Raw genomic sequence first — 12,129 nt, forward strand, 5'->3', positions numbered from 1 at the left:
AGAAAATGCCAGAATGGGAAGAACTATGTTCTTGGCAGCGTTTGAAAGAGGACTCAGAAGCTCGAGAGGATTTCTTAGCCGAATCTCAAACGTTTATTCGTCATGTAGCTAGCCAAGCTTGTTTTCGCTCTCTGGAATGGGGTCGAGACGACGAGTTATCAGAGGCGTTGATCGCTTTTAATGAGGCGATAGACCTGTTTGTTGAGGATAGAGGAGTACCTTTTTTAGCATATGCACGAGTTTTGATGAAACGCAGGTTAATTGATTATCATCGCAGGCAACGTTTGCGGCAGTCAATTTCGCTTGATCAAGACGACATTGGACGTCGGGTGGATGTCCATCTGGGAATAGACGATTTCCGGGAGCAAGAACAGAACCGTGAGCGAGCGGAAGAGATTCGGCAATTCTCTAAAGCACTGGGAATTTTCCAGCTCACCTTTCAGGACTTGGTAGAAGTATCCCCTAAACATCGTGATTCTAGAGAGACTTTGCTTCGGGCAGCTAGAGAATTAGCCTTTGATTTAGAGCTGTGGCATCAGGTTGAATCTAAAGGAAAAGTTCCGATGCAAGCATTAAGTTTGAGAACACAGATTCATCCAAAGGTATTGGAACGGGGTCGAAAGTATATTCTGGCTGTAGCCTTACTCTTAGCGAACCAAAACGACTATGTTTATTTACGGGAGTATGTCCTTCCACGGAAAAAGGAGGCGAAGGGATGAAAAAAATAAAAGCGGTTGTTCTGGAAAAATCCGGATCTCGCTATACGGTCTTAGCTGAAAATGGTACCTTTCGCCATGTTCATAGACGGCAAAACGCCGAAGTGGGAGAAGAGATTGAAATTCAGTTGGCTTCTCTGGAGGGTTTGGGAGGTTTGCGCGCCTGGGCTGGGGTTGCAGCGCTGTTTCTTATGGTTTTAACCACTCTCTTGGCATGGAACCTGTATCAAGCTCCAACTGCAGTAGCCTTGCTCTCGGTTGATATTAATCCAAGTATACAATTTACTATTGATGAACAAGGGAATTTGTTAAAAATAAAGACTAAAAACGAGGATGCGGAACGTCTGATTAGTAAAATTGAACTAAAAGGAGAACCAATTGCTAAGGTTTTAGAACAAATAGTAACGGAGGCCCATAATCAAAATTTCCTTAACCCTGAGCAACCTTGGATTGTAGTAGGCTATTCTCCTCTAATCATTGGCACTTCAGAGCAAGCAGACAAGAATCTCAGCGAGGATCAAATTGTCTCATGGCTTAAAAAGGATACCGAGGAAAATGGATTCACTCCGCAAGTTACCTTCTTTACCTTAACACCTCAGGATAGGGAACTTGCTCAAAAGGAGAATCTGACATTAGGAGAGTATGCACTTTGGCAGACCGCTGAAAAGGCAGGGGTAGACACTCAGCCTGAAAAATTAAGAGATACTTTAGAACGAGTTGAGTTACTTGAGAACCCAAAAGTTCGGGCTCAGGTGAAAGCGGATAAGAAGGCGCATGAAGATCCATCGGTCGAAGGTGGGATGCCTGATAAGGGCAAAGATCAAGAGTCGGAGAATAAACAACAGAACAAAGAGATTGAGGACCAGAAAAAGGACGAGAAGAGTCAACCTGAAGGTAACGATAGCGACAAAGGGGTAGGGAGCGATAGAGAAAAAGAGATATGGAACAATAAAGACAAAAGGATAGAGAACGAGAAAGATAAAGGACAACAAGGTAAGGGAGATGGGGACCATATAAGTACTAGCGATGATAAAGCTGCGAACAAAAAGGTTAATCTGCCAAGCTTTTTAAGAATAGGGAATCCATCATCCCTTGAGTACGAATTGTTACAAACTAAGGGTGAGAATAAGCCTAAAAATGATAAACTAGACAAGAGCAGTCTCGATAGTCGCGAAAAACGGTAATAGAAGAATCAAAGGTTGAGCTTATTTGATCAACCTTTAAATCAATTTCAAGACACCCACTTCTTAAAGTGGGTGTTCCTTATTCTACTCGTATGTCTCTTGAATTTTTCATTATTTGATATTACTTAACGGCTCGTTCTAATAATCGATTGTATACCTGTTCAGTTTCTCTGATCATACTATCAATGGAAAACATAGGCCAGCGGTTCTGGCCCGCTCGAACCAGAGACTGCGCTAAGGTATGATTTTCTAGAACAGAAGAACACGCGGCGGTTAACGCTGCAACATCTCCAGGAGGGACAAGCAGCCCTTCTTTATCATTGTGAATAACTTCTGAAATTCCTCCGACAGCACTCGCAACAATCGGAATTCCAGCCTGCATTGCTTCGAGGAGAACCAGCCCCATTCCTTCACTGATTGAAGGTAAGACAAAAAGGTCCATTGCCCGAAGAGCTTCATACGCTTTGGGCAGGTAGCCTGTGACTGTATGAGGAATAGCGCTTCTTTGAAGTTCTTCAGTTAGGTTTTGGCGAAGAGGACCATCTCCAATAAGCAAGAGGTGGAGATTTGGGAATCTCAAGTGAAGTTGTGTTGCGGCTTTGATTAAATTCATTTGTCCTTTAGCAGGATGGAGCCGGCCGATCGTTCCAACAACAAGAGCATCCATCGGGATACCCCACTCTTCGCGGAAATAGCGGCGAGTAGTTGAAGGCTCGTCAAAGGAAATTGAGGAATAGCCGTTATAAATAGTTTCAATATTTCGACCGCCTCTTAACGTAACTTCTTGTGCTAAATATTCAGATACAGTGATAATTCCAGAGGTTAGAGGCAGGGTTAGACGATCAAGATTTAGAGCTATTAGGGCAGATAAAGGTGAGAGATAATCGTGAGCAAGGGAGCTATGGACAGTGGTTAAGGTGGGGATGCCTAACCATCTGGCACTTAGACGCCCCAAAAGATTGGCCCGAGAACCATGGGTGTGAATGACGCTGATTGCTTGTTTTCTTGACCAGTTAATAAGAGCGGGCAGGGGAGTAAGATCAAGGGGGAAACGCATAGGGAATGTAGTGGCGGGAATCTTATTTTCTATGGCTAGGTCGGCGAAAGGACCTTTGGTCAGGCAGACAAGATGAGGATCAAAGTGAGTCCGGTCAATTTCCTTGAGCAGGGATAACACATGTTGCTCGGCTCCTCCGATTTCACCGCCACCAATAATATGTAGAATCTTGTATTTTTTTTTCATACCCCTGCCATCTTCCCTTCAGACCTAAACTTGGTTATACTGTTTGCATGCAGTTATATACTTTTATTATACTTAATCATAAGACATATTGGTTCACATCTGCAAGCGATACTCTCAACTCGCAGTTCGATATTCGCAGTTCGTCACAATTCATGACCCTTTGAATGCAATTCGAATGCAAGTCGAGAACTGTCCTCAGCTTGTACCCAGTATGACATATCATTAGACAAAGTGGTTAATATCTGCCATACTCGTGTTGGTAATACGATATTTGCAATTTGAAATGCGTGCCACTAACCACGATTAATAAGGAGGAATTTCAGTGTTAGAAAGCCAAGAGATCCAGAAGATCATTCCACATCGTTACCCCTTCCTTCTAGTAGATCGTATCATAGAACTTGAAGAAGGAAAAAGGGCGGTGGGAATCAAGAACGTTACAATAAATGATTCCTTCTTTCAGGGCCATTTTCCAGGGCACCCCATTATGCCAGGAGTGCTGATTATTGAAGCACTTGCTCAAGTCGGAACGGTAGCTATTCTAAAAAAGCCAGAATATGAAGGTTACTTAGGTTTATTTGCCGGCTTAGATGATGTCAAGTTTAAGAGGCAGGTTATTCCAGGAGATCAGCTTCGCTTAGAGGTGGAGCTAGTGAAGCTGCGCAAGACTTATGGAGTTGCCAGAGGTGTCGCCTATGTCGGAGATGCACTGGCGGCAGAAGGAACCCTTAAATTCTTCCTAGAGAGGAAGAACCCGGCCCAGTGATTGGGGCATCATTACAACAAGACAGCAGAGCTAGGAGCAACACAGTACGCTTCCTAGCTTTTTTTTTAGGATTTAGTGTTTTTATCCACGGTCTCTATTATCCTCAAGAATGGCTTTTGTTTGGATTTCTTCTTTCTGCCTATATCATGTCTTCTTTTATATACAAAAGATCTATTTTTATGACTGAGGAGTATTCCGGTTTGGGCCTAACTGATTCCCTACTTTTGGGATTTCTCATTTTTTCCTTATTAGGGCTTCTTCATCCCATTAAATATACAGATGGATTGCTTGAAGCCTTACGTTGGGGAGTCTTTTGGTTCGTCTATCGGTTGGGGGTTCGAATTTCTTCTGATAAAAAAGCCAAAAGGTATTTGCTGCAATATATTGAATGGATAGCCATTGCAATTGCGGTCATTGGCTGGTTGCCTTGGATCGGTAAAGTGGGGGGCAGATTGAGTTCTGTCTTTGGTTACCCTAATGCTGCAGCAGCATTTTTAGGAGCTGCACTCTTACTTTATCCACAAAGAAAGCTAGTTTTAATCTTTCTGGCTGTTTCTCTAGTGGGGACTGGTTCACGTGCTGGTGTGGGATTATTTCTTATAGTTCTAGGAGTTCAACAGATCTTTTTAAGAGTTAACTTACAAAAGAACAGCTCCAGCCTATCCATACGACAGAGATTTCACCAGCGACCAAAAATACTAAGCAGATATCTTAGAGGACTGGTATGGGCTATGCTGGGAATTGCGGGAACAATTCTCATGCCTCTCTATTATAAATCAGCATGGGAGAACCTAACCGCTTGGGGCTTTTCTTCTTCAAGTTGGCAGGAAAGAATAGTTTATTTTCAAGATGGGATTAGATTAGCTTGGAATTCAGGGGGTTATCCTCAGGCAGGAGGGTGGTTGGCTTTTCCTGCAGTTCAACACTTTCCATATTGGACAGCAGATCCCCATTCGAGTTTTATTCATATCTTGTTGAATCAGGGATTTTTCGGAATTGTGAGTGTGGGGGTTTGGGGAAGTTTGTCGTTAGCTAAGGCTTGGAAGATTTGGGGAAGGAATAAACAACATATCAGTTCATTAACTGAATTGGAAGAAGCAAAAGCACAACTTAAGGTGTCAAGTGCCCTGATCTTTTTAGCACTACATAGTTTAGTGGACGCAGACTTTTCTTTTGGGGCCTTAGGGATTTTGTTTTGGTTGCTTTTTGGCATTCTGCATAAACGGCGTGATTATTTTAGAACGATCTTTTCAAAACAAAATAAATTACTTCCCATGCTGAACAACATGGGAATGTTGGGTTTAAGTTTTATCTTCTGTTTGATTTGTGGGAGCGCCCTCTTGAATCCGCAAATGATAGAGAGAGAGCAAATTTGGAATGCGCAGGCTGTCCAATGCAGGGAGCAGGACCCTGAAAAAAGTGTTGAACTATGGGGTAAGAGTTTGAAGCGGGATCAGACCCAAGTTAAGGTGCGTCAAGAGTTGGCAGAGCATTTGCTTAGACAGGGGAACCTAGATTCTGGATTAGAGACTGTGAAAGAAGTTCTTTTATGGCAACCATTTGAGTTAGAAGCTTATGAATGGGCGCAGTCGGTTGTTTGGGATGCGGCCGAGGTAAATCGACAAGCACAACCGGAAATGACTATGCTCCTTTATCAGTGGGTTGCGGAAGTGCCTGAAGCTATTGAAGGAAGGGTAGATGACCTTAATGATTTGGATCTAAGGCTTTGGCAAGGGCACAAGAACTTTCTGCCATCCCAACATATTAAGCTCATTGCAGATTATGCTCGCCAAAGACAACTCACACAACTTCTGCCACAACATAAGTTGTAAGCAGGGGGAGAAAATATGACTTTTTTAATTGGGCTTATGTTAGTTGCAGCTATTTATTGCTGGACAGCGAATTCACGCTATGAGTGGAGTATTCCTCATAAGTGGCAGGACTTTATTGGTGCATGGCGGGAACGGCTTAGCAATAAATCACATAGCGTCTTCTTAGTTTGCGACGGCGGCTCTGAAAATGGAGAGATGGAGAAGCGACTTTGGCTTCTTCAGAAGGCATTACCTAATCTGCAAAAGAGCGATAAACTCCCGTTATCAATTGAAGTTAAGATTAATTCGGATTTGTTTCTAGAACAAAATGAGAAATACATAGCATGTCTGCAGCGTCGGTTCTCAGAAATGGAGATTAGTGGGTACTCGCTTGAGGATAAGCAGGATGTGAGAAATGATCACACGGTGTGAACAGGGAGAGGGGTTTCGGTGCTCTTTTTTCTTACGTTAAACGATAACCATGAGGTTGGTGTTTTTCCGTTTCAAGAAAGGCTTGAGTGGGATTCGAGAGCAGTCAGCTATCTCAGTGAGCCTCTTCCGTTAGCAATTATTCAAGTGGTTCTAGAGCGCCTAACAAAGAAGAATACCCTTAATTTTAAAAAGAGTCCTCAAGCTATTCAGAGCCGTATCTCCAAGATTATCGAAGATTTTAGTTGGGACATGGATTTAACTTGGAGGAAGATCCCTGAGGCTATTTCCTTGCCTGAAGAGCGCTTAGTCCTTAGTGCAGAAGAAATTGGGAATGAGGCCTGGAAAGCCTTTAATCAACTCGTACGGGGCAGGCAACTTTCAATAGGGGATCTGCGAGAACTTGCTCGAGAGCTCGAACTGAGGGATGAAGTGATCACAAGATTTGCTCATTACAATGTTGAGCAGGGATGTGCGCAATGGGTTCCTTCTGTAAAACAAAATAAAAGGGGTTGGCAATGTCAACGTTGTGGAGAACAGGATTTAGAAGAGTGGCCCAGTTTTTATGGAGTGGCTGCGACGTGCCAAAGTTGTCAAAGCATAGGTGTGAGTAACTCGTTGAATGTGCTTTATCGAGACAAACGTTCTATCTTGGACGGTCCTTCTGTGGTTTTATTTCAACCTCACTGGAACTTGACCGAGGCCCAACGTTTAGCAAGTGATCAAGTATCGGAGTTTATCAAAGGCACATCTGAAAAAGTCGCGCTTCTCTGGGCTGCATGCGGAGCAGGAAAAACTGAAGTGTGTTTTCCATCAGCTGCTTGGGCACTGGCACAAGGGAGATCAGTACTTTTTGCTGCGCCTCGTCAGGATGTTATTCATGATATTGCGCCAAGGCTTCAACGGGACTTTTTAAATTATCCGATTCAAGTTTTGACTGGGACCACCACGGTTAAATTTCAAGTGGGGGGACTCGTGCTGGCAACTACGCACCAGGTCTTAAGATTTTGGCAGTGTTTTGATGTAATTTTCATGGATGAGATGGATGCCTTTCCTTATCATGGGAACAAAGCATTGGAATGGGGGCTGAATCAAGCCTTGCGACCAGGAGGCAAATTACTTTACTTAACGGCAACTCCTTCTCATGAAGGATTAAAGGCTGTTCGAAAAGGGCAAATTTCGCTCATTCGCCTTCCGGCAAGACATCATCGAAATCCTCTGCCTGTTCCAATTTGGATAAGGGTTGGAAATTCGCTAGAAGCTAACAGGAGTATAGGTTTATGGGCTAAAGATATTGAATCATTAAGAGGTCAGGGGTCTGTGCTGGTGTTTGTCCCCAAAATATCTTGGATTGATCCATGGATCAAATCCTTTAAACAACGTTTTTCGGGTTGGTGCGTCGATGGGAGTTATAGTTCGGATCCGGGGCGCAATATGAAGATAAAGAACTTGCAACAGGGCAAATATGATATTTTTATAAGTACGACTATTCTCGAGCGAGGTATTACTTTGCTTGGGATTCAAGTAGTGGTTCTTGGGGCAGACCATCCAATTTTTGATGAGCGTGCTTTAGTGCAAATGGCGGGAAGAGTGGGACGAACCAGGGAAAGGCCTGGGGGAGGGGTTTTATTTTTGGCTAAGCAGATCACACCAGCGATGAAGACTGCAGTGCAATGGATTGAGGAACAAAACAAACGTGCTTTGGAATTAGGACTGATTGACCCCTTGGAGAAAGAAGGTTGAAGGCTTGAAGGAGTTGTGGAGGGAAGCATCTAAGGTCGGTCGCGCGCTTTGGTACGCGGATAAACAATATTGCGCACTGTGTGGTGCTGAAAAAGGTCCAATTTGCATGACTTGCAGGACTAAATATCTTCGTTCCGACCTAAGGCGTTGCGGAAGGTGTGGAAAGTTGGTTCAGTCGGAGAAGTTATATTGCCTTGATTGTGCCGCGGGCAGAGGACCAAAACAACTGGATCAAGTTACTGCCTGGGGTCATTATTCAGGAGAATTGAAGGAATTTATTCAAACTGTCAAATTTAAAGCCCAGCCACGACTAATTAGAGAGATATCTCGACCTTTTTCAGATTGGGCTATTAGCCAGCTTCCAGCCGTAGATGGTATAGTTGCAGTGCCAATGCATAAAACCCGCTTGGCAGAACGAGGCTTTAATCAAGCGGAGGTGATTGCCTCTGCTTTACACTGGGAATTAGGATTGCCGATTCTTCTAGGTGTCGACCGGATCGAGCCAAGATCGTCTCAAGTTTTACTCTCCCGTCAAGAACGACTTCATAACCTAAAAGGCATATTTGTTGTGAGACAACCGAAGTATTATCAAGGTCGAACCGTATGGATTATAGATGACGTAACGACAACAGGAGCCACATTCGAAGCGGTTGCAGGGGTTCTTAGGGAAAGTGGAGTAAGAGCAATTTATGGCTTGTGCTTAGCCGCTGGCCTTGAAAAAAAACTTGTGCCTTTGTCTGATTAGAGTTATAATTATAAATGGATGGGCACAGCCTATTACATTTTTTTACGTAAGGGGAATATCTTTCATGGCCTTTGAAGACAAAGATCTAGTATGTAAAGACTGCGGAGTGACTTTTATTTTTACCGTTGGGGAGCAAGAATTCTATGCTGAGAAAGGTTTCGAAAATGAGCCTCAGCGTTGCCGTGAATGCCGCAACATTCGCAAACAAAACCGTAATTCCCAAGAAGGAAGATCACGTGAAATGTTTACGGTCGTTTGTGGGGACTGCGGAGTAGAAACTCAGGTTCCTTTCCAACCTACATCTGATCGTCCAGTATACTGCCGTGAGTGCTATCAGCACCATCGCCCAGCTCGCGATCAATACTAATTTAGAAATTTCAACATTTTGATATTGACAAGCATTGGTAGGCAATTCGCCGACCAATGCTTTTTATTTTTTCTTTAAAAAGTTGCTGTTTGCATTAATATATTACTTTGCATAAGAATATCAACAAGGTTATCCACAGCGATTTCTCGAAAAAATAGGCTTAAAACGATACTTATCCACACTATCCACACACTCCTGTGTGTAACTTAGGGGGATAAAGTAACTTTAATGGTCAACCCAAGAACTAGAGTCAATCTTTATTGCTAAAAAAGGGGTATTAGAGTGATTAGTATCACCATGAATAGGATATCTGACTTTATAGGGGAACTGTGGAAATAGGTGAATGTTTAAAGACAACTTTCTAAGAGGAGATTGTGTAAAGAAGATCGAATATATAGAAGATTATTCCTGCTTGTATAAAAGAGAAGAAGGGGCATTGAAGAGGAGGAGATAGTATGAGAAGGAGATTGGCAGGGGTTCTTGCCTCCCTTTTTCTAGTGAGCACGTTGCTTACTGGATGTGGCGTAATTAATTCCATTGGCAGAGGTCAGACTGCGGGGGAGAAAACCGTTATTTTTGCACGGGGAGCGGATTCAATTAGTTTAGACCCGGCACTCATCGAAGACGGAGAATCTGCTAAAGTTGTGGCCAACGTCTTTGACACCTTGGTGAGGTATAGAGAGGGTTCCACCGAGGTAGAACCCTCTCTTGCTACAGAATGGTCTACTTCAGATGACGAAAAGGAATGGACATTTAAGCTCCGAAAAGGGGTTAAGTTCCATGATGGTACTCCATTTAATGCTGAAGCCGTAAAATTCAATGTAGAGCGACAACTGCCGCCTAATCAAACAGCAGAAATGCCGTATTCGGAGTTTACGTTGGGTATGGTGGATAAAGTCGTTGCAGTTGATGAAAGCACTGTGAAATTTGTTCTGAAGAATCCTTATGCACCGTTTTTGCTAAACCTTGCTATGTCGCTCAGCGTTCCTATTTGCTCTCCAGAAGCTATTAAAAAGATGGGCAAAGACTTTGGGGAAAACCCAGTTGGTACAGGCCCATTTGCCTTTGAAAGTTGGGAAAAGGACACCAAGATTACCCTTAAAGCCAACCAAGATTATTGGGATGGCAAACCAAAAGTTGATAAACTAATCTTTGAAGTTGTTAAAGAAAACTCCGTACGCGCCAATAAACTATTAGCTGGCGAAGCAGATATTATTGATGGTATTGACCCAGATGATGTCGGACGTCTAAAAGGGGATGCCAAACTTAACGTTAGTACAGTCCCAGGTATGAACATCAACTACATGGGAATGCGCGCAGATCGTAAACCTTTTAACGATCCTAAAGTTCGCCAAGCCATATCCATGGCGATTAACCGTGAAGAAATAGTCAATAGCCTATACAAAGGAAACGCTGTACTGGCCAATGGCCCCTTGCCTTCAGTCCTCTTTGGCTATGTAAAAGAGTTGCAACCCTATCCGTATGATCCGGCGAAGGCTAAGGAATTATTGAAAGAAGCCGGGTATGATGATAGTTTAAGTTTCGAACTTATCAGCTATACGGATGCACGTCCTTACAATGCAATAGGTGGAGACAATCTGGCTATTGCGATTCAAGGATATCTGAAGGAGGCAGGAGTAACTGTTAATATTACTTCTGCGGCTTGGAAAGAGCACAAAGATAACGTGAATAACGGAAAAGGGGAAGCATATCTGTGCGGCTGGATTGGTGATAATGGGGATCCTGATAACTTCTTATATGCTCTGCTTCATTCAAACCAAATTGGCAATGGTCGTTTAAACGATGCAATGTACAACAACCCTAAATATGATGAATTGCTTCTTAAGGCACAGCAAAGTTCAAGTAATGAAGAGCGAATTAAGAATTATACTGAGGCCCAACAAATTCTTGTAAAAGATGCGCCATGGGTGTTTATTAGCAACTCTTTGGATATGGCTGTCTCCAACAAGAGCATTAGTGGATTTAGCATTCATCCAACGGGAGTATACTTCTTGAGGACGCTGGATAAAACAACATAATAAGTTAGTTTATGATGCGAATACATACTTTGGAATGGACTAAGGGAGGTTTTAGATCTGCACCTGAAAAAATAACAGGAGGGTGTCTTAGATATCGATGAAAAAAGTATTGTATAATTATTCGCAACTAAGTATAATCGGAAGCAAGAAGGATAAGCTGATGCATAACACCGAAGCTTTAAGAGGGGTTTGCTAAGACATCCAAAAGAGAGGGGAATAAAAATGTTTAGGTCAAAAATTCGTTTTGTTTTAACTGCAGTACTTAGTTTGAGTCTTTTGACACTTGCCGGATGCGGAAGTACCAACACACCCGCTCCATCTTCGAATCCAGCTCCCGAGGAAAAGGTTTTGAGAGTCGGATCCGATATTGCCTATGCACCATTTGAATTTATGGATGAAAAGCAAGTAGCGACAGGGTTTGATATTGAGCTTATTCAGGCTCTCGGCGCAGATATGGGCTATACAAAAGTAGATATCGAGACAGCAGCTTTTGACGGTTTAATTCCAGCCTTGCAGGCAGGGAAATATGAGGCGGTTATTTCTGCCATGACAATCACTGAGGAACGTGCCAAAAGTGTCCTGTTTAGTGACAAGTATTTTTTAAGCGGACAATATATAGCCATGAAAAAAGGGGCTAATTTTAAATCATTAGCAGACCTAAAAGGAAAGAAAATCGGAGTTCAACTCAATACAACGGGGCAATATGCAGTTGAGGAAAAAGGTATGGAAACAAATAAGTATGACACAACCCCGGATGCTATGAACGCTCTAATAAGCGGTGGAGTGGATGCTGTTGTGGCTGACTCACCAGTTGTACTTTGGTTCCAAGCCCAAAATCCTACAGCCCAAATTGAATCTGTAAATGCAGACTCCGGTGAAGAATATTACGGAATTGCCATGAAGCTTGGAAATACGGAATTAGCAGGAAAGATGAATGCCTCATTGAAAAAACTCATGGAAAATGGAAAATACAATGAGATTTACAAGAAATGGTTCAAAGTGGATGCTCCTACAATCAAATAATCCTTTTAAACATGTTTGACTACTTTGCTAAAGGGAAGGCACTGAAATAAAAAAGTGCTTTCCCTT

The 12,129-nt window shown here is 42.8% G+C and carries 11 protein-coding genes; 10 read left to right on the plus strand and 1 reads right to left on the minus strand.

All coding sequences use genetic code 11. From position 1 onward, the window contains the following. Nucleotides 1-5: 5 nt before the first annotated feature. Entirely contained in the window at nt 6-719 is a 714-nt protein-coding gene (locus M8E35_RS09285) for a sigma-70 family RNA polymerase sigma factor (RefSeq protein ID WP_252468571.1), read from the plus strand. Beyond that, entirely contained in the window at nt 716-1,900 is a 1,185-nt protein-coding gene (locus M8E35_RS09290) for an anti-sigma-I factor RsgI family protein (protein WP_252468572.1), read from the plus strand. The genes M8E35_RS09285 and M8E35_RS09290 overlap by 4 nt, the downstream gene beginning before the upstream one ends. 121 nt (nt 1,901-2,021) lie before the next feature. On the opposite strand, the gene M8E35_RS09295 is transcribed toward M8E35_RS09290, so the two are convergent. Further along, nucleotides 2,022-3,143, minus strand: coding sequence for a glycosyltransferase (locus M8E35_RS09295; protein ID WP_252468573.1), 1,122 nt, complete (start codon nt 3,141-3,143; stop codon nt 2,022-2,024). A gap of 322 nt (nt 3,144-3,465) precedes the next feature. On the opposite strand from M8E35_RS09295, the gene fabZ reads away from it, so the two are divergent. The 8 genes from fabZ (at nt 3,466) to M8E35_RS09335 (ending at nt 12,063) form a co-directional block, all read left to right on the plus strand. Next, nucleotides 3,466-3,906 carry a 3-hydroxyacyl-ACP dehydratase FabZ gene (gene fabZ / locus M8E35_RS09300; protein ID WP_073027548.1) on the plus strand — a complete coding sequence of 147 codons (441 nt, stop codon included), beginning with the start codon at nt 3,466-3,468 and terminating at the stop codon, nt 3,904-3,906. Between the two features lie 200 nt (nt 3,907-4,106). Continuing rightward, a complete protein-coding gene (locus tag M8E35_RS09305; RefSeq protein WP_252468574.1) occupies nt 4,107-5,738 on the plus strand; it encodes an O-antigen ligase family protein in 1,632 nt (543 codons plus the stop codon). 15 nt (nt 5,739-5,753) lie between these two features. Next, entirely contained in the window at nt 5,754-6,149 is a 396-nt protein-coding gene (locus M8E35_RS09310; protein ID WP_252468575.1) for a hypothetical protein, read from the plus strand. 18 nt (nt 6,150-6,167) lie between these two features. Further along, nucleotides 6,168-7,889 (plus strand): helicase-related protein, encoded by a 1,722-nt coding sequence (locus M8E35_RS09315; RefSeq protein ID WP_252468576.1) that lies wholly within the window; start codon nt 6,168-6,170, stop codon nt 7,887-7,889. Between the two features lie 4 nt (nt 7,890-7,893). Further along, entirely contained in the window at nt 7,894-8,634 is a 741-nt protein-coding gene (locus tag M8E35_RS09320; RefSeq protein ID WP_252468577.1) for a ComF family protein, read from the plus strand. 64 nt (nt 8,635-8,698) lie between these two features. Beyond that, entirely contained in the window at nt 8,699-9,001 is a 303-nt protein-coding gene (locus M8E35_RS09325) for a zinc-ribbon domain containing protein (protein WP_014905249.1), read from the plus strand. Between the two features lie 455 nt (nt 9,002-9,456). Beyond that, the gene (locus tag M8E35_RS09330; RefSeq protein ID WP_252468578.1) at nt 9,457-11,040 is read left to right on the plus strand and encodes an ABC transporter substrate-binding protein; all 1,584 of its coding nucleotides are present in this window, start codon (nt 9,457-9,459) and stop codon (nt 11,038-11,040) included. A 222-nt stretch (nt 11,041-11,262) separates the two neighbouring features. After that, complete coding sequence (locus tag M8E35_RS09335) at nt 11,263-12,063, plus strand: basic amino acid ABC transporter substrate-binding protein (protein WP_252468579.1); 801 nt, start codon at nt 11,263-11,265, stop codon at nt 12,061-12,063. Nucleotides 12,064-12,129 lie beyond the last annotated feature (66 nt).

This window comes from Desulfosporosinus nitroreducens, assembly GCF_023897015.1.
GTDB classification, from domain to species: Bacteria; Bacillota; Desulfitobacteriia; order Desulfitobacteriales; family Desulfitobacteriaceae; genus Desulfosporosinus; species Desulfosporosinus nitroreducens.

Excerpts from the sequence above, each read along its gene's own strand:
- M8E35_RS09285 (WP_252468571.1), top strand. The coding sequence starts at position 6 with ATGCCAGAATGGGAAGAACTATGTTCTTGGCAGCGTTTGAAAGAGGAC.
- M8E35_RS09290 (WP_252468572.1), top strand. The coding sequence starts at position 716 with ATGAAAAAAATAAAAGCGGTTGTTCTGGAAAAATCCGGATCTCGCTAT.
- M8E35_RS09295 (WP_252468573.1), bottom strand. The coding sequence starts at position 3,143 with ATGAAAAAAAAATACAAGATTCTACATATTATTGGTGGCGGTGAAATC.
- M8E35_RS09310 (WP_252468575.1), top strand. The coding sequence starts at position 5,754 with ATGACTTTTTTAATTGGGCTTATGTTAGTTGCAGCTATTTATTGCTGG.
- M8E35_RS09325 (WP_014905249.1), top strand. The coding sequence starts at position 8,699 with ATGGCCTTTGAAGACAAAGATCTAGTATGTAAAGACTGCGGAGTGACT.
- M8E35_RS09330 (WP_252468578.1), top strand. The coding sequence starts at position 9,457 with ATGAGAAGGAGATTGGCAGGGGTTCTTGCCTCCCTTTTTCTAGTGAGC.
- M8E35_RS09335 (WP_252468579.1), top strand. The coding sequence starts at position 11,263 with ATGTTTAGGTCAAAAATTCGTTTTGTTTTAACTGCAGTACTTAGTTTG.